The organism is Campylobacter novaezeelandiae (assembly GCF_018968685.1).
GTDB lineage: Bacteria > Campylobacterota > Campylobacteria > Campylobacterales > Campylobacteraceae > Campylobacter_D > Campylobacter_D novaezeelandiae.
Window position 1 is genome coordinate 1,318,551 of record NZ_CP076657.1, and the last position, 16,995, is coordinate 1,335,545.

The window sequence follows — 16,995 nt, forward strand, 5'->3', positions numbered from 1 at the left end:
TATATATAAATATTATTTCATTAAATGTAAAAATGTAGGATATTACAATGGATTTTATGGATTTGCCTTATTTTATTATAGGAATTATATCAGGAATGGCTTCTGGACTTTTTGGTATAGGCGGCGGAATGATAATAGTTCCTACTATGTTAATTTTAGGAGCAAGTTCTCATTCTGCTATTGGAATTTCAGTTTTACAAATGATTTTTGCTGCAATTTTTGGTTCTTATTTAAATTACAAGAAAAAGAATTTAAATTTAAAAGATGGAATTTATATAGGTTTAGGGGGTCTTTTAGGCGCAAGTTTTAGTGGAATACTTTTAAAATACTTAAGTGATGTTAGTTTAACATCTATATTTTTAGGTGTAAGTTGTATTTCTTTTATAAAATATGCTTTTGGGATTAAAGAAAATGTCATTCAAAACAATAAAAGTGCCTTACAAAAAAATATAATTTTATTTATAGCTGGAGCTTTTACAGGAATTTTTGCCATTTCTTTAGGTATTGGAGGAGGATTATTAATTGCTCCAATTTTGGCTTATTTTTTAGGGTATGATAGTAAAAAAGTTGTTTCTTTATCTTTATTTTTTGTAATATTTGCTTCAATCTCTGGAATTATCTCTTTTTCAAATTCAAATATAATCGATAATGAAGTGATTCACAAAGGTATAATAGTAGGAATTGCTTCAATGATAGGAGTTTTTATAGGTATTAAAATAATAGAAAAAATGAAAATTTCATCTCACCGCAAAATCTTACTTTGCATTTATGCCTTATCTATACTAGCAACTACACATTCTTTACTTAAAAAACTCGGTATTATAGTTTTTTAAGTAAAATTAAATGCAATACAAAAACTCTAAAGTTTTATTTTTATGCTAGAATTCTAAATTTAATTAGTTTTTAGGAAAAAAAATGAATGACATGATAAAAATCATAGGGGCAAAAGAAAACAATCTTAAAAATATTAATCTTGAAATTCCAAAAAATAAACTTATAGTATTCACAGGTCTTTCAGGATCTGGTAAATCTACTTTAGCTTTTGGAACTCTCTACGCTGAAGGACAGCGTCGCTATATAGAAAGTTTAAGTGCTTATGCAAGACAATTTTTAGATAAAGTGGGAAAACCTGATGTTGATAAAATTGAAGGATTGACTCCTGCTATCGCAATTGATCAAAAAACAACCTCTAAAAATCCGCGCTCTACTGTTGGAACTATTACTGAAATTTATGATTATTTAAGACTTTTATATGCAAGAATTGGGATACAACATTGCCATCAATGTGGTAAAAAAATAAGCTCAATGAATACAGAAGATATTATCTCAGAAATTTTAAAATTTCCTAAAGGAGCAAAAATTATTCTTTATGCTCCTTTAGTTAGAGAGAAAAAAGGAACCTATGCAGATTTACTTGAAAATTTACGCAATAAAGGTTATATAAGAGCACAAATTGATGGAGTTTTGGTGCGCTTAGATGAAGATATAGAGCTTTCAAAAACAAAAAAACATACCATTAAACTTGTAATTGATAGATTAGAAATTCAAGAAGATTTGCTTTCACGTCTTGCAAGTGATATTGAAAAAGGATTAGAAGAAAGTTTTGGAGAAATAGAATTAGAAGTTTTAAACAATGAAGAATTAGGTTTAAATAAACATTATCATTATAGTATTCATTCTGCTTGTTTTGATTGTAAAATTTCTTTTATGCCACTTGAGCCTTTAAGCTTTTCTTTCAATTCTCCAAAAGGAGCTTGCGAAGCTTGTGATGGCTTAGGAATTCGCTATACTCTGGATATGAAAAAAATTATTGATGAGAATTTAAGCATTGAAAATGGGGCTGTTAAAACAATGTATGGCTTTAACAAAAGCTATTATTATAAATTTTTAATTGCCTTTTGTGAACAAAATGAAATTCCTACTAAAATTCCTTTTTTTGAACTTAATGAAGAACAAAAACGTCTTGTCTTATATGGCAATGCAAAAACTATAGATTTTTTCTGGAAAAGAAACCGCTTAAAACGAACTTTTGAAGGTGTAATCAAAATAGCTTATGACATTTTAAAAGATGATAAAGATTTAAATGAATACATGAGTGAAAAAATTTGCAAAGATTGCAATGCTCATCGTTTAAAGCCAGAAAGCTTAGCTGTAAAAGTAGCCAATAAAGGATTGGGAGAAATTTTGGATATGAGTATAGAAAACTCAAGTGCATTTTTTTCAAAAGAAAGTAATTTTGATTATCTAAATACCCAACAAAAACTCATAGCAAAGCCTATACTTAAAGAAATCAATGAAAGATTATTTTTTCTTTTTGATGTAGGTCTTGGCTACCTTTCTTTAGGGCGTGATGCTAGAACAATTAGCGGTGGGGAAGCTCAAAGAATACGTATTGCATCACAAATTGGAAGTGGTTTAAGTGGAGTAATGTATGTTTTAGATGAACCAAGTATTGGACTTCATGAAAGAGACACAGCAAAACTCATCAAAACTTTAAGAAATTTACAGCAAAAAGGAAATACACTTATTGTTGTAGAACACGATAAAATGACGATCGAAGAGGCTGATTTTATAGTTGATATTGGCCCAAAAGCTGGAAAATTTGGCGGAGAAGTTGTTTTTAGCGGAACCTATAAAGAACTTTTAAAAAGTAAAAGTGAAACAGCTCTTTATATGAATAGAAAAAAACAAATTTCTTGGCAAAAAAATAGAAAACAAGAACATTATCTTGAGGTTAAAAATGTAAATATCAATAATATATCAAATTTAAATGCCAAATTTCCCTTACAAAATCTTGTAGCTATTACAGGTGTTTCTGGTAGTGGAAAAAGTTCTCTTATATTGCAAACTTTGCTTCCATTTGCACAAGAATCTTTAAATCATGCTAAAAAAGTAAAAAAATTAGGCGGGGTTGAAATAGAAGGTTTAGAACAGCTTGATAAAGTTATCTATCTTGATCAAAGTCCTATTGGACGTACTCCAAGATCTAATCCCGCTACCTATACAGGAGTTATGGATGAAATTCGCAATCTTTTTGCAGCTACCAAAGAAGCCAAAGTCAGAGGTTACAAAGCTGGAAGATTTTCATTTAATGTAAAAGGTGGAAGGTGTGAAAAATGTAGCGGAGATGGAGAAATTAAAATAGAAATGCACTTTTTACCTGATGTGATGGTTATTTGTGATACCTGCAATGGAAAACGTTATAATGAAGCTACTTTAGAAATCAAATATAAAGATAAAAATATTTCAGATATTTTAAAGATGAGTGTTTTAGAAGCATATGAATTTTTTAGCTCTGTGCCTAAAATTCGCCAAAAACTTGAAACTTTAGTTAAGGTGGGGCTTAATTATCTTACTTTAGGACAAAACGCCACAACCCTAAGTGGAGGAGAAGCTCAAAGAATCAAACTTGCTAAAGAATTAAGCAGAAGTGACACAGGCAAAACTCTTTATATTCTAGATGAGCCTACCACAGGACTTCATTTTGAAGATGTTAATAAACTTATTTGTGTTTTACAGCATTTAGTGGATCTAAAAAATTCAGTTTTTGTAATTGAGCATAATTTAGATGTAATTAAAAATGCTGATTATATTATAGATATGGGACCAGAAGGCGGAATTAAAGGAGGTAAGATTATAGCAAGTGGTAATGTAGAAAAAGTAGCAAAAGAACATAAAAAAACAGGTTCTTATACAGGATATTATTTAAATTTAGAACTCAAGAGTGCTAAAAATTAATTTAAAATAATTACCTAAATAAGGCTTTAAATGTTTGAAACCCTTAGTTATCCTATGCTTTTTCTTGCAAGTTTTCTCTCAAGCACTCTTCTTCCACTTGCAAGCGAAGCTTTCGTGCTTGCTTTTATCAAATTTAATTTTAATCCTTATTTAGTCCTTTTTATAGCTACCTTAGGAAATACCTTAGGAAGTTTAAGCACTTATACTCTTGCCTTTTTAGGAAAACAAAAAATTTTAGAAAAATATTTTTCAAATTCTTTAAAAAAATTGGAAAAACTAAGCATTAATTTTAACCGCTTTGGAGCAATATTTTCTTTCTTAAGCTTTTTACCTATAGTAGGAGATATCTTTGTTTTAGGACTTGGATTTGCTAAATACTCTCTTATAAGAGCTATTATTTTTATCACTCTTGGAAAATTAAGTCGTTATATTTTTATAATTTTTATAGCAAATTCCTTTTAATAATCTTGTTTTAATAAGTTCTAAAAGTTTAGGATTATTTATATTTTTTAAAACTTTCACTGATCTTTTTTCTTTTAAATTTAAACCTAAACTTAATTTAGGCTCTTTCTCAACACGATAAGCTAAACCTCTTACCAAAGAGCTATCACAAACAACATCTACAAAATATTCATCAAATTCTGCAATACTTTCATCAAGCATATAAGCAACGCTTAAAGCATCATGAATCCAAGTTCCCTTTGTCCCCCTTGTATGACTAGCATAATAAATCCAAGCTCTTAAAGTTTGAATTAAATAATTGCAAAGTTCATTTTTATTTTCTAGTTCATCTAAATCTTTATGTGTTAATAAAGTTTGCATAGTAGCATTATAAGGAGCTAAAACAATTTTTGCTTTAGAATTTAAAACTATATTGGCTGCTTCTGGATCAAAACCAAAATTTGTATCTTTGATATATGAGGGCATATCAAAACTTCCCCCCATAATATGAATTTCTTTTACATTTTTATCAAAATCTTTAAAAAGTCTCATAGCAATAGCTATATTTGTAAGAGGACCTATAGCACAAATTGAAATTTTTTTAGGATTTTGCATTATAAGCTCACCCATTTTCAAAGGGGCATTAGGTATTATATTTTTCATTATTTTAGGTTTTTTTATAGTATCCCAAAGGGATTTTAAATTTTGTTTTTTAACACTATTATCAAGTCTATCACGCCAAGGTTTCATAGGCTCTTTTAAAGCAGAATTAGCCCCTAAATACACAGGGATATTTAAATTCCAAAGTTTTAAAAAATGCTTTGCCACACTATAAGCTATAATATTAGATACATTACCGCTTACAGTGCTTATCATTTCAAGTTTAATTTCTTTAGAAGCCAAAATTAAAGCAAGAGCTAAGCCATCATCTGTATTAGCTCCTGCTATACCATTACCAATATCAGTATCTAAAATCAAATGGATCATATAGCATCTTTAATTAAATTTAAATCCCTTCCTCTTGTTTCTGGAGCAAAAAATGTAGTAACAAATCCTATACCAGCAGTTACAACAAAATAAATCGCTATAGGAATCCAAGTGCCATAATAAGCAAGCAAGAAAGAAGCTATCATAGGGGCACTTCCACCAGAAAGGATAGAGCCTAATTCTTTTGCAAAAGCCATTTTAGTATAACGATTTTTAACTCCAAACATTTCAACACCCCAAGCAGCCTGAACTCCAAAAATTCCTAAAGATGCTAAAGACATTCCTACGATAATAGTTAAAATAACTACAATTTCATCTCTACTATCAAGCAACATAAAAGCAGGAAAAGCATATAACATTAAAAGAAAACAAAAAGTTCTATAAGTTATTTTTCTTCCAAATTTATCACTTAAATAACCTGCTAAAGGTATGATTAAAAATCCAAATAAAGAGGCACTTAAAACTGCTGTTGTAGCTACTGATTTATCTAAAAGCAAAATCTTAGTAACATAACCTACTATAAAACCTTGTGCCAAATAAGATGGTCCATTTTCTCCTATTCTTAAACCAACCATAATCCAAAATGCTTTACTTTTTTGCCAAAAAGTTCTTGTGTCTTCTTCTAATTCTTTCACATTTTGTGCTCTAATTTTTAACATTTCTTCTTTTTGTTTTTCAAAAACAGGACTTTCTTTAATAAAAATACGCAAATAAAGAGCAAATAAAACAATAAAAAAGCTTCCGATAAAAGGAATTCTCCAGCCCCATTCTTTAAAAGATTCATCATCTATTTGCACGACTAAAAGCCACACAAAAGAGGCAAGCAAAGTTCCACTATTAGATCCTAATGCTATAACAGAAGAAACAAGTCCTCTTCTTTTACTAGGAGCATATTCTCCAAGCATAATTGTTCCACCTGAAAGTTCTGCTCCTGCTCCTAAACCTTGCATGAATCTTAAAATAACTAGACAAAGTGGCGCCCAAATTCCTATAACAGCATAGCTTGGAATAAAACCTATAAGAGTTGTAGAAATTCCCATTAAAGCAATAGTTATCATCATAATATTTTTTCTTCCGTATTTATCTCCTAAATATCCAAAAAATAAAGCTCCTATAGGTCTTGCAATAAAACCTATACCATAGGTTACAAATGAAAGCAAAAGAGCTATTACTGGTGTTTGTTCTGGAAAAAATACTTCCGAAAAAATAGTTGCTGCAGCTAAACCATAGAGTGCAAAATCAGCATATTCTAAAGCTGTTCCAAGCCAACAAGAAAATATAGCTTTTTTGAAGGCTTTTTTTCCATCTGGAGTATTAAAATTTTGATCTGCAATACTACAAGCTTGTTTATTTGACATATTTTTCCTTAAAAATATAAATTTAAAAGATGAAAAAATATACTAATTTTGCTTAAATACCTATTATCAACTTTCAATTTAAATGATTTTTCCTAATTTTTAAGTTAAAATTTGAAATAATTAAGAAAAATAAATTTCTTAATTAAAGATTATCCTATGAAAACTTTAACTATAATTGATACATTTGGGTTTTTCTTTAGACTTTTTTATGCTCTTAAAGGACTCAAAAACTCTAAAGGTGCTCCTAGCGGTATGATTTCTGGCTTTGCCAATTTTATTTACAGCCTACAAAATGAATATAAAAGTGATTATATTTTATTCGCACTTGATTCTAAAGGTAAAACATTTAGAAGCGAAATTGATCCAAATTATAAAACTAACCGCACCCCTCCTCCTGAAGAATTATTAGCACAAATTCCAATTTGTATTGAAATGATAGAAAAAATGGGTTTTATGAGTTATTCCAAAGAAGGTTACGAAGCAGATGATATTATAGCTTCTGTTGTTAAAAAATGCGAAAATGAAGATATTTTTATACGTATTATTACTCAAGATAAAGATCTCTATCAACTTATAAAAAATGGAAAAGTTAGTATTTATAGCCCTATTTCTAAAAATGATTATAATGAAGAAGCTTGCATTGAAAAATATGGCGTAAAACCCTCACAGATTAGAGATTTCTTAGCTCTTTGTGGAGATAGTTCTGATAATATTCCAGGTGTTAAAGGCATAGGAGCTAAAGGAGCTAAAACTTTACTTGAACAATTTGATAATATAGAAAATATTTATGATAATCTTATGTTAGTACGCAATGAAAGAAGTCGCATTTTACTTTTAGAAGGAAAAGAAAATGCTTTTTTAAGCAAAAAACTTGCAAGTTTAAAAAATGATATCGAGATTCCTAATTTGTTGGAAAAATCTATTTTTAATCAAGAAGAACCTTTATTAAAAATTATAGATATCTTAGAACAATATGAACTTAATTCTTTACTTAAAAAAATGCAATTCAATTCAAAAAATCAAAATAAAATTTTAAACTTCAAAACAACTTTAATCTTAGATGAAAATAAACTTTTTAATATCTTAGAAAATTTAGATCAAGAAAGTATTATTGCTTTTGATACAGAAACAACTGACCTTGATACAAAAAAGGCTAAAATAGTTGGATTTAGTTTTTGTTATAACGAAAATGAAGCTTTTTATGTTCCCTTAAATCATAATTATTTAGGAGTAAAAAAGCAAATTTCGCTTCAAAATGCAAAAAAAGCCATAGAAATTATTTACAAGCATACCGTTATAGGACACAATCTTAAATATGATTTTAAAATCATACAAAATAACTTCAATTTAAACCCTCCTCAAAAATATGCTGATACTATGATATTAGCTTGGCTTTTTAATCCAGGCTTAAGAGTAAATATGGATGATTTGGCTTTAAGACTTTTTGATTATAAAACCTTACATTTTGAAGATATAGTTAAAAAAGGAGAAAATTTTGCAAGTATAGAACTTGATAAAGCTTGCAAATATGCAGCAGAAGATGCGTATATTACTTTAAAATTTTATCTTTATTTTCTTAAAAATTTAGATCCAAAATTATTAGAACTTGCTTATAAAAATGAATTTGATTTTATAAAAGTTATTATAATGATGGAAGAAAATGGTATAAAACTTAATACATTAGAACTTGAAAATTTAATGCAACAATTTAGCAAAGAAATAAAAAAGATAAGCGAAGAAATTTATACCTTATGTCAAGATCGCTTTAATCTTAACTCTCCTAAACAAATAGCAGAAGTTTTATTTAATAAGCTCAATCTTAATACCAAGAAAAAAAGTAAAACAGGATATTCTACTGATGAAAAAGTTTTAAAAGAACTTATTAATGAGCATCCTGTAATAGAAAAGATTTTATCTTATAGAGAACTTGCAAAACTTTACTCAACTTATTGTGAGCCTCTTTTAAAACTAGCACAAAAAGATGAAAATTCAAGAATTTATTCTAGTTTTTTACAAACTGGAACTGCAACAGGACGTCTTTCTTCTAAAGATCCAAATTTACAAAATATTCCCGCACATGGTCAATATGCTAAAGATTATAAATCTTGCTTTATTGCACAAGATGGTTTTAGTTTTATCTCTTTGGATTATTCCCAAATAGAACTTAGAATGCTTGCTCATTTTAGCAAAGATCAAAAACTTTTACAAGCATTTTCAAATGATGAAGATATCCACGCAAAAACAGCTATTATGATATTTGGAGAGAATAATTATAAAACCAGAAGCATAGCAAAAAGCATTAATTTTGGACTTATTTACGGCATGGGCTATAAAACTTTAAGCACTAATTTAAAAATCGAAGCAAAACTTGCCAAATCTTATATAGAAAAATATTTTGAAAATTTTACTAGCATTAAGGATTATTTCGAACAAGTTAAAAATGAAGTTAAAAAAAATGGTTTTATTACTACTCTTTTAGGGCGAAAAAGATTTTTTGATTTTGAAAATGCTAAAGCCATGCAAATAGCAATGTATGAAAGAGAAAGCATTAATTCTATTTTACAAGGTTCAGCAGCTGATATTATTAAACTTGCTATGATAAAAATTGCCCCAGACTTAGATAATAACAAAAAACTTATCCTACAAATTCATGATGAACTTATTTTTGAAGTAAAAGATGAATTATGCGAAAATTTTGTAAAAAAAGCTACTGATATTATGGAAAATATTGTAAAATTAGATGTAAAATTAAAAACTTCATCAAGTATTGCTAAAAATTGGGGAGAACTTAAATAAGGAGAATTACTAATGGATCTTTCAACCATACTTGGAATGGTACTTGCTGTAACAAGTATTTCTGTTGGCGATATATTAGAAGGTGGTAATCCTTTACATGTTATTCATCTTTCTTCATTTCTTATTGTGATGCCAACCGCTGCTTTTTGTGCAATGACGTCTACTCATAAAAAAATTGTTAAAGCTGCTTATAAAGAATTAAAAATTGTCTTTAAAGGATCTGGAGTTAACCTCTCAGAAAGAATAGCCCAACTTATAGAATTTGCTATTATAGCAAGAAGAGATGGACTTTTAGCCTTAGAATCAAAAACCAATGAAATTGAAAATGAATTTTTAAAAAATGCTATGATGATGCTAGTAGATGGAAAAAGTTTTGATGAGATTAAAGAAAGTATGGAAATTCAAACCGAACAACTTGAAGAACACTATAAAGAATGTGCAGAATACTGGATAGTGTTTGGAGAAACTTGTCCAACTATGGGATTAGTTGGAGCCGTATTTGGACTTATATTGGCACTTAAACTTCTTGATGATCCTCAGGCAATGGCTGCTGGTATTTCAGGAGCTTTTACTGCAACTGTTACAGGAATATTTGGAGCTTATGCTCTTTTTGCTCCTTGGGGTAGAAAGATGAAAGCTAATGGAATGGATTTAGTTAAAGAACAAATTGTTATTACTGAAGCTATCAAAGGCATAGCAGAAGGGGCTAATCCTAGAGATTTAGAGGCTAAACTCTTTAATTTTCTTAGCCATGATGATCCTAAAATTTCACAATTTGATAAAGGCTAAAAATGGCAAAAAAACATAAATGTCCAGAATGTCCAGCAGGTGAAAAATGGGCTGTTCCTTATGCAGACTTTTTGAGTTTACTTTTGGCACTTTTTATAGCTTTATGGGCTATTTCTAAATCAAATCCAGCAAAAGTTGAAGCTTTAAAAACAGAATTTATAAAAATTTTTGATTATACTACAACCCAAACTATACAAGAAGAAAGTAAGAATCAAGAAAAATACAAAGGACCTGCAAAAACAGAAAGTGATGAAATAGAAGCTTTAAAGCAAAGAGTAACAACTCAACAAGATACCATTAAAAAGCTTCAAGCTGCTTTAGATCAATCAAATAATGAAGTTGCATTAAATCTTCCTTCTAAAATTTTATTTCAAAAAGGAAGTGCTGAAATCATCTCTGCTGACATAAAAGATTATTTAAAACGCATGGCACAACTTGCTCTTAATTTACCACCTCAAACGAAAATTGAAATTAGAGGCTATACAGATAATAGTGATACGGTATTAAGAAGTTTTGAACTAGGTTATGAAAGAGCTCAAAATGTTTTAAAATATTTTATTGATGGCGGAGTTAATATAAAAAATTTAAGTATTAAAAGTTATGGTTTTAATGAACCTTTACAAAATAATCCTACCACTTTAAATAATAATAGAGTTGAAATTTATTTTAAAGTTGATAGCGATAATGAAGCTGCTCAAAAATCTATACTTGAACTCATTCACAAACCAAATTAATTTTTAGAATTAATTTGGTTTGAAAGCCTGCTTTTATTATTGGAATTATATACAAATCCTAATACCTCAGCTACAGCCTTAAATAATTCTCTAGGAATAAGATCATTTACATCACAAACTTTATAAAGCTCTCTTGCTAAAGGAGGATTCTCATAAACAACAACATTATTTTTATAAGCAATTTCTTTAATTCTCAAAGCTAAAAAATCTATACCTTTTGCTACAACTCTTGGAGCTTGTTCTTTGGTTGTATCATAACGAATAGCAACAGCATAATGCGTAGGATTTGTTATAACCACATCAGCACCAGCTACATCTTGCACCATACGACGTCGTGCTGTTTCCATTTGAATACGACGAATTCTCGCTTTAACCTGTGGATCCCCTTCCATTTGTTTATATTCATCTTTAATTTCTTGTTTGCTCATTCTAAGACTTTTAAAATATTGAAAACGCACTAAAAATACATCTAAAACAGCAATAATCATAAAAGCAATAATCACAATAGCAGCTAAAATAATAGCCTTATCTCTTAACCAAATAAGCTGATTAAACATATTATAAAGTTCAACTTTTGGAAGCTCTTTCATAAACTGAAGCAATACTATAAAAGCTATAGTAAAAACAACACCGACTTTTAAAATAATTTTTACACTTTCTAATAATTTTTTTAAAGAAAAAAGATTTTTAAGACCTTTTAAGGGATTAATTTTTCCTAAATTTGGCATAATAGGTTTTGTTGTAAATACAAAACCAAATTGCATAACATTTCCTAAAACACCTGCAACCATAATACTTAGCACTATAGGAGCAAGCATAATCAAAACTTCAAAAATACTTTTAATCATAATAGATTGAATAATCCTAAGATCAAGCTCAACCCCGATAAAACTTTGATAATATCTATATAAATTAACTATTCTCTCTCCTAAAAATCCCATTAAAAAAAGAGTGATAGCCACAGCAACAATTAAAGTTATAACTGCGGAGGCATCCTGACTTTTAGGAACATTTCCTTCTTTTCTGGCATCTTCTATTTTTTTGGATGTGGGTTCTTCTGTTTTTTCTTGATCTTCGCCTGCCATAAATTCTCCTATTGCTAATAAACTTTCAAAATTACATTTTTAAAATATTAATAAGTGATTATATTAAAAAATATATAAGTAATTTAATAAAAATATTTATTTTAGTGCTAATAAATTCTGTAATACTAATTTATCATTTAAACAGATGTATAATTAATTAAATTAATATAAGAGTTCTATAAGGATTTATCAAATATCTCCCTTAAAAAAGGGAGAAAGCTAATTAAAGTTTGTTTTCATTTTTTCCAAGATAATCAGCAACGCCTTTAGGATCTGCTTTCATTCCTTCATCACCTTTATTCCAACCTGCTGGACAAACTTCACCATGCTCATTTGTGAAAAGCATAGTATCAACCATTCTAATCATTTCATCAATATTTCTTCCAAGTGGTAAATCATTAATCACAGCATGACGAACTGTTCCATCAGCATCTAAAAGAAATGATCCACGAAGTGCTACAGCCTCTGCATATAATACATCAAAATTTCTAGCAATTTGTTTAGTTAAATCAGCAACTAGAGGGAATTTAACTTGGCCAATACCACCTTGATTTACTGGAGTATTTTTCCAAGCAAAATGTGAAAACTCATTATCTCCTGAAATTCCAATTACTTCAATTCCTCTATCTTTAAATTCTTGATATCTTTTATCAAATGCAATGATTTCAGAAGGACATACAAAAGTAAAATCTTTTGGATAGAAAAATACAACAGCGCCTTTTGGTCCTATATTTTTATAAAGATTAAAATCTTCTACTATTTCATTATTTCCTAAAACTGCTGGAGCAGTAAAATCTAAAGCTTTTTTTGTAACTATCATTTTTATCTCCTAAATAATAAATTTTATTGATAACTAAATTATATCGTTTAAATCTTTAAATATTATTGAAATAGATATTATATTATTGATTTTTAATAAATATTATCAATAAAGATAAATTTTGATTATCAAAAAAATAAGTTTTTAAGAATAGTATGATAGAATTCTAAAATATTAATTTAATATAAGGAGAAAAAATGGCAGTAAAAATTACAGATATTTGTATTGCATGTGGTTCTTGTATAGATGAGTGTCCGGTTTCAGCAATAGTAGATGATGCAAGTAATCCTAATAATGAAGATAGTTATTATGTATATGCAAACAAATGCGTTGAGTGCGTAGGATACAATGATCAACCAGCATGTGCAAGTGCTTGCCCTACAGATGGTTGTATAGTTTGGAGTGATATTCAAGAAGGACAACCAAGTCGTAATGAAATTGGTGCAGATATGAGAGATGGAAGCACTCCTGTATTTGCTTAAAAACTAAAAATATTGATAAAGATTAATTAAATAAAATTTTAAGTATAATTTAAGTATAATCATAGTTTTTTAAAATAAATTATGGAGAATACTTTGATTCAAAAAACTTTATCAATTATTAAACCTGATGCTGTTAAAAAAAATGTAATAGGTAAAATTCTTGATCGTTTTGAAAGCAATGGATTGAAAATCGTTGCAATGAAAAAAATTCAATTAAATCAAAACCAAGCCGAAGAATTTTACCAAATTCATAAAGATAAACCTTTCTTTGAAGATTTAGTTAAATTTATGATTAGTGGGCCTGTGGTTGTCTCTGTTTTAGAAGGAGAAGATGCTGTATTTAAAAATAGAGAATTAATGGGTGCAACCAATCCAAAAGAAGCTAAAGCTGGAACTATAAGAGCTGATTTTGCTGAAAACATTGACGCAAATGCTGTACACGGAAGCGATAGTCTAGAAAATGCAGAAATTGAAATTAACTTTTTCTTTAAAACTGATGAAATATATAAATGAAAATTCATTTTTCTAAAATTCATACAACACCCTATCCTTTTAAACTCAATCTTGAAAATATAGTTTTTGAAGGAGATATGGTTAAAATTAATGCGAAAATAGTTAAAATTAATGCTATAATAAAAGGCTTTATTTATAAGCCTTGTGATAGCTGTGGAGAAGAGGCTGAATTCTCCATTAATGAAAAATTAGAACTATTTGCAAGTGATGGTATTTTTAAAGATTCTGAAAATGAGCTTAGTAATACTATCGAATTTTTTGATTCTCAAATTGATCTTATAGAAATTGCAATTGGGGAAGTTGAAACATATTTTAGTGATTATTTTTATTGCGATAAATGTAAAATTTAAAAAGGAGAAAAAATGGCAGTACCTAAAAGACGAGTAAGTAAAACACGTGCAGCAAAACGTAGAACACATTATAAAGTGACTCTTCCAATGCCTATTAAAGATAAAGATGGAAGTTATAAAATGCCTCATCGTGTTAATCCAGTAACTAAGGAATACTAAAATTTATGATAAACATTGCAATTGATGCAATGGGTGGCGATTTTGGAGAAAAACCTATTGTTGAAGGCGTAATACAAGCTTTAAGTATAAAGCCTTTTAATGCAATTTTAGTAGGTCAGTCTGAAATTTTAAAACCTTTAATTCCGCAACATTTAGAAAAATATATTCAATATGAAGAGGCAAACGAAATTTTCTCTATGGAAGAAAGTGCAACGGAGGTTTTAAAACGGAAAGAGACAACTATTTACAAAGCTATAGAACTTGTAAAAGAAGGCAAAGCAAAAGCAGTTGTTTCAGCAGGACATAGTGGTGCAACTATGTCTTTAGCGACTTTAAGACTTGGAAGACTTAAAAATATTTCAAGGCCTGCTATTGCAACTTTAATGCCGAATATTAAAACAAATACTTTAATTTTAGATGTTGGTGCAAATACCGATTGTAAAGTTGAAAATTTATTTCAATTTGCAATTATGGGTGAAATTTATGCTAAAGAAATTATGAATATTCAAAAACCAAAAATTGCACTTCTCTCCAATGGAGAGGAAGAAAGCAAGGGAAATGAGCTCACTAAAGAAGCTCATCAAGTTATGAAAAAAATTCCAAATTTTATTGGAAATGCTGAAGGTAGAGATATTTTCAATGGAAGCATTGATGTTTTAGTTTGTGATGGTTTTAATGGAAATATTATTCTTAAATCCTGTGAAGGTGTTGCAACAGCCATATTTCAAATATTAAAATCAGAAATTAAAAAATCACTTATTTCAAAGTTAGGAGCTTTATTGCTTAAAAACTCTTTTTATAAACTTAAAAAGCGTATTGACTGGCAAGAATATGGCGGTGCGCCTTTGCTAGGTGTTAATGATTGTGTTATTATAAGTCATGGAAAAAGTGACTCTAGGGCAATTAAAAATGCGATTTTTCAAGCTATTAAGTTTAGTGAATCAAATATTAATCAAGTTATAGAAAATGAACTCTCAAAATATAGTTAAAAAAGCATCTTTACGTAGTATAGCAGCTTATGTGCCAGAAAAAATTTTAAGTAACTTTGATCTTGAAAAAATCGTTGACACTTCAGATGAGTGGATAACAAGACGCACAGGTATTAAAGAAAGGCGTATTGCCAATGATAACGAGCAAACAAGTGATCTTGGAACAAAAGCAGCATTAAAAGCTATAAAAAGAGCAAATTTAAACCCTGATGATATTGATGCAATTTTAGTAGCAACTCTGAGTCCTGACTATTTTGCCATGCCTTCAACTGCTTGCAAAATAGCTTCAAACCTAGGGCTTAAAAATATAACGGCTTTTGATATTTCAGCCGCTTGCACAGGATTCATTTATTTACTTGAACTTGCAAAAGCTATGGTTGAAAGTGGTAGCAAAAATAATGTTTTGATCATAGGAGCAGAAAAAACAAGTTCTATTATTGATTATAATGATAGAAGTATTTGTATTTTATTTGGAGATGGAGCTGGAGCTGGCATTATAAGTCTTAATTCTGATAATCCTATTATTGATGTTCATACTGCAAGTAATGGGGACTATGGAGATCTTTTAATGACTAAACGTTCGCAAAAATCTAGCATAAGTGCTCCACTTTGTATGAGTATGAAAGGAAATGAAGTTTTTAAAATAGCTGTTAATACTTTAAGCAATGATGTTATAGAAATTTTAAAAAGAAATAATCTAAAAGCAAGCGATATTGATCTTTTTATACCGCATCAGGCAAATTTACGCATTATTAAAGCTGTACAAGAAAAATTAAATTTAGAAGATCATAAATGTGTTGTATGTGTACAAAAATACGGCAATACTTCAGCCGCTTCGATACCTATGGCTATGAACGATGCTTATGAAGAAGGACGTCTTAAAAAAGGAAATTTAATACTTCTTGATGCTTTTGGCGGGGGTTTTACTTGGGGTTCTGCCTTACTTAAATTCGGTGGAGAAAATTTTTCTTAAACCTCTATATCCACATTTTTAATTCTAAATAAATCACCTTAAGAAAGAATTTTATTAATAAATTCTTTTGCATCATTATTAAAATTCATACTAAAGAGAAGTTCTAATTCTTTACTTGTGCCAAATTTAGTTTCTAGGAGCTCTCTTAAAGTTTATTTCTTGTATTATCTTCTTTGTATATTTCATTTTTACAAAATTGGAATATCAATTCTTGGAGAAGAATCTATAAGACCTACAAAAGTACGCTAGATTTGTTGATACTAGAAACTCCCGATTTATACTAAGGATGGGAAAGCATGTCATAAAAAGCAAAGGATAAGGCTTAAAATTTTTTCTTGGTAATCAAATGATTAAAATTCTAAAAAATGTAAGGGATATTAATAAAAATAATTCTTAAGCCTTAATATCTAAGCCTTGTTTATTTAACATTTCTAAGATTTCTAAAATATCTATTCCGTTTTATTGTTAGACTTTTAAAAATTTTCCCAAAAATTTGCTTTTACTTCATCCTTGTAAGTTTCGCTTTTACTTTCTGCTTGTATAGGTTTAAAAGTTTTTGCTTCTTGTTCTTTTTGGTTGTTGTATTATTCTTGCACAGTTTGAATTTCTTGCTGGATATCTTTTCTGCTTTGCTCGACAACTTCACCAAATCTAGCTTCGTGTTTGGCTTGAAGATCTAACCATTTTTGTTTAAATTCTTCTATACTCATACTTGTGTGATAAATTTTTACATATCCTTTTTGTAAGTCTTCATCCAACCAATGCACTGAAACTTTATTTT

17 protein-coding genes and 1 pseudogene are annotated in these 16,995 nt (G+C 28.9%); 12 read left to right on the forward strand and 6 right to left on the reverse strand.

The window, feature by feature from the left end:
- Nucleotides 1-47: 47 nt before the first annotated feature.
- From CNZW441b_RS06700 to CNZW441b_RS06710, 3 genes are all read left to right on the forward strand, one after another.
- Complete coding sequence (locus tag CNZW441b_RS06700) at nucleotides 48-833, forward strand: sulfite exporter TauE/SafE family protein (RefSeq protein WP_131163805.1); 786 nt, start codon at nucleotides 48-50, stop codon at nucleotides 831-833.
- Nucleotides 834-915: 82 nt separating this feature from the next.
- The gene (uvrA, locus tag CNZW441b_RS06705) at nucleotides 916-3,738 is read left to right on the forward strand and encodes an excinuclease ABC subunit UvrA (RefSeq protein ID WP_216681349.1); all 2,823 of its coding nucleotides are present in this window, start codon (nucleotides 916-918) and stop codon (nucleotides 3,736-3,738) included.
- A gap of 30 nt (nucleotides 3,739-3,768) precedes the next feature.
- The gene (locus CNZW441b_RS06710; RefSeq protein WP_131163803.1) at nucleotides 3,769-4,200 is read left to right on the forward strand and encodes a YqaA family protein; all 432 of its coding nucleotides are present in this window, start codon (nucleotides 3,769-3,771) and stop codon (nucleotides 4,198-4,200) included.
- Here the strand turns inward: CNZW441b_RS06710 and CNZW441b_RS06715 are convergent.
- The gene (locus CNZW441b_RS06715) at nucleotides 4,156-5,163 is read right to left on the reverse strand and encodes a nucleoside hydrolase (RefSeq protein ID WP_131163831.1); all 1,008 of its coding nucleotides are present in this window, start codon (nucleotides 5,161-5,163) and stop codon (nucleotides 4,156-4,158) included. The two genes, CNZW441b_RS06710 and CNZW441b_RS06715, sit on opposite strands and share 45 nt — an antisense overlap.
- Nucleotides 5,163-6,524 (reverse strand): MFS transporter, encoded by a 1,362-nt coding sequence (locus CNZW441b_RS06720; protein WP_131165652.1) that lies wholly within the window; start codon nucleotides 6,522-6,524, stop codon nucleotides 5,163-5,165. Before CNZW441b_RS06720 ends, CNZW441b_RS06715 begins: the two co-directional genes overlap by 1 nt.
- 156 nt (nucleotides 6,525-6,680) lie before the next feature.
- Between CNZW441b_RS06720 and polA the strand changes: the two genes are divergently transcribed.
- Genes polA through motB form a run of 3 tightly spaced genes read left to right on the forward strand, consistent with a single transcriptional unit; the run spans nucleotide 6,681 to nucleotide 10,843 of the window.
- Nucleotides 6,681-9,320 (forward strand): DNA polymerase I, encoded by a 2,640-nt coding sequence (gene polA / locus CNZW441b_RS06725; RefSeq protein ID WP_131165653.1) that lies wholly within the window; start codon nucleotides 6,681-6,683, stop codon nucleotides 9,318-9,320.
- 12 nt (nucleotides 9,321-9,332) lie between these two features.
- Nucleotides 9,333-10,109: a flagellar motor stator protein MotA gene (motA, locus tag CNZW441b_RS06730; RefSeq protein ID WP_131163800.1), complete on the forward strand. Its 777-nt coding sequence runs from the start codon at nucleotides 9,333-9,335 to the stop codon at nucleotides 10,107-10,109.
- 2 nt (nucleotides 10,110-10,111) lie between these two features.
- Nucleotides 10,112-10,843 carry a flagellar motor protein MotB gene (gene motB, locus CNZW441b_RS06735; RefSeq protein ID WP_131163799.1) on the forward strand — a complete coding sequence of 244 codons (732 nt, stop codon included), beginning with the start codon at nucleotides 10,112-10,114 and terminating at the stop codon, nucleotides 10,841-10,843.
- On the opposite strand, the gene flhB is transcribed toward motB, so the two are convergent.
- Nucleotides 10,840-11,928 carry a flagellar biosynthesis protein FlhB gene (gene flhB / locus CNZW441b_RS06740; RefSeq protein ID WP_131163798.1) on the reverse strand — a complete coding sequence of 363 codons (1,089 nt, stop codon included), beginning with the start codon at nucleotides 11,926-11,928 and terminating at the stop codon, nucleotides 10,840-10,842. The genes motB and flhB overlap by 4 nt on opposite strands.
- 223 nt (nucleotides 11,929-12,151) lie before the next feature.
- Nucleotides 12,152-12,748, reverse strand: a complete 597-nt coding sequence (locus CNZW441b_RS06745) for a peroxiredoxin (protein WP_131163797.1) — start codon at nucleotides 12,746-12,748, stop codon at nucleotides 12,152-12,154.
- A gap of 197 nt (nucleotides 12,749-12,945) precedes the next feature.
- On the opposite strand from CNZW441b_RS06745, the gene CNZW441b_RS06750 reads away from it, so the two are divergent.
- The 6 genes from CNZW441b_RS06750 to CNZW441b_RS06775 all read left to right on the forward strand — a co-directional run bounded on the left by CNZW441b_RS06750 (nucleotide 12,946) and on the right by CNZW441b_RS06775 (nucleotide 16,214).
- Nucleotides 12,946-13,230 carry a DUF362 domain-containing protein gene (locus tag CNZW441b_RS06750; protein ID WP_131163796.1) on the forward strand — a complete coding sequence of 95 codons (285 nt, stop codon included), beginning with the start codon at nucleotides 12,946-12,948 and terminating at the stop codon, nucleotides 13,228-13,230.
- A 96-nt stretch (nucleotides 13,231-13,326) separates the two neighbouring features.
- On the forward strand, nucleotides 13,327-13,743 hold the full coding sequence (gene ndk / locus CNZW441b_RS06755) for a nucleoside-diphosphate kinase (protein ID WP_131163830.1): 417 nt from the start codon (nucleotides 13,327-13,329) through the stop codon (nucleotides 13,741-13,743).
- Nucleotides 13,740-14,093, forward strand: coding sequence for a hypothetical protein (locus CNZW441b_RS06760; protein WP_131163795.1), 354 nt, complete (start codon nucleotides 13,740-13,742; stop codon nucleotides 14,091-14,093). Before ndk ends, CNZW441b_RS06760 begins: the two co-directional genes overlap by 4 nt.
- A gap of 12 nt (nucleotides 14,094-14,105) precedes the next feature.
- Nucleotides 14,106-14,252 (forward strand): 50S ribosomal protein L32, encoded by a 147-nt coding sequence (gene rpmF, locus CNZW441b_RS06765; protein WP_012662034.1) that lies wholly within the window; start codon nucleotides 14,106-14,108, stop codon nucleotides 14,250-14,252.
- Between the two features lie 5 nt (nucleotides 14,253-14,257).
- On the forward strand, nucleotides 14,258-15,241 hold the full coding sequence (gene plsX / locus CNZW441b_RS06770; protein WP_216681350.1) for a phosphate acyltransferase PlsX: 984 nt from the start codon (nucleotides 14,258-14,260) through the stop codon (nucleotides 15,239-15,241).
- The gene (locus CNZW441b_RS06775) at nucleotides 15,219-16,214 is read left to right on the forward strand and encodes a beta-ketoacyl-ACP synthase III (RefSeq protein WP_216681351.1); all 996 of its coding nucleotides are present in this window, start codon (nucleotides 15,219-15,221) and stop codon (nucleotides 16,212-16,214) included. The genes plsX and CNZW441b_RS06775 overlap by 23 nt, the downstream gene beginning before the upstream one ends.
- 38 nt (nucleotides 16,215-16,252) lie before the next feature.
- Here CNZW441b_RS06775 and CNZW441b_RS08165 read toward each other — a convergent pair.
- Together CNZW441b_RS08165 and CNZW441b_RS06780 are read right to left on the reverse strand one after the other, a co-directional pair.
- Nucleotides 16,253-16,404, reverse strand: a pseudogene (locus tag CNZW441b_RS08165) (hypothetical protein); the annotation flags it as partial.
- Between the two features lie 394 nt (nucleotides 16,405-16,798).
- On the reverse strand, nucleotides 16,799-16,981 hold the full coding sequence (locus tag CNZW441b_RS06780) for a hypothetical protein (RefSeq protein ID WP_216681352.1): 183 nt from the start codon (nucleotides 16,979-16,981) through the stop codon (nucleotides 16,799-16,801).
- Nucleotides 16,982-16,995 lie beyond the last annotated feature (14 nt).

Bases quoted from the DNA above. Each gene is read 5' to 3' on its own strand.
- CNZW441b_RS06750 (WP_131163796.1), top strand. From the start codon at position 12,946: ATGGCAGTAAAAATTACAGATATTTGTATTGCATGTGGTTCTTGTATA.
- rpmF (WP_012662034.1), top strand. From the start codon at position 14,106: ATGGCAGTACCTAAAAGACGAGTAAGTAAAACACGTGCAGCAAAACGT.
- uvrA (WP_216681349.1), top strand. From the start codon at position 916: ATGAATGACATGATAAAAATCATAGGGGCAAAAGAAAACAATCTTAAA.
- motB (WP_131163799.1), top strand. From the start codon at position 10,112: ATGGCAAAAAAACATAAATGTCCAGAATGTCCAGCAGGTGAAAAATGG.
- CNZW441b_RS06700 (WP_131163805.1), top strand. From the start codon at position 48: ATGGATTTTATGGATTTGCCTTATTTTATTATAGGAATTATATCAGGA.
- CNZW441b_RS06745 (WP_131163797.1), bottom strand. From the start codon at position 12,748: ATGATAGTTACAAAAAAAGCTTTAGATTTTACTGCTCCAGCAGTTTTA.
- CNZW441b_RS06775 (WP_216681351.1), top strand. From the start codon at position 15,219: ATGAACTCTCAAAATATAGTTAAAAAAGCATCTTTACGTAGTATAGCA.
- flhB (WP_131163798.1), bottom strand. From the start codon at position 11,928: ATGGCAGGCGAAGATCAAGAAAAAACAGAAGAACCCACATCCAAAAAA.
- plsX (WP_216681350.1), top strand. From the start codon at position 14,258: ATGATAAACATTGCAATTGATGCAATGGGTGGCGATTTTGGAGAAAAA.
- CNZW441b_RS06720 (WP_131165652.1), bottom strand. From the start codon at position 6,524: ATGTCAAATAAACAAGCTTGTAGTATTGCAGATCAAAATTTTAATACT.
- CNZW441b_RS06760 (WP_131163795.1), top strand. From the start codon at position 13,740: ATGAAAATTCATTTTTCTAAAATTCATACAACACCCTATCCTTTTAAA.
- motA (WP_131163800.1), top strand. From the start codon at position 9,333: ATGGATCTTTCAACCATACTTGGAATGGTACTTGCTGTAACAAGTATT.
- polA (WP_131165653.1), top strand. From the start codon at position 6,681: ATGAAAACTTTAACTATAATTGATACATTTGGGTTTTTCTTTAGACTT.
- CNZW441b_RS06710 (WP_131163803.1), top strand. From the start codon at position 3,769: ATGTTTGAAACCCTTAGTTATCCTATGCTTTTTCTTGCAAGTTTTCTC.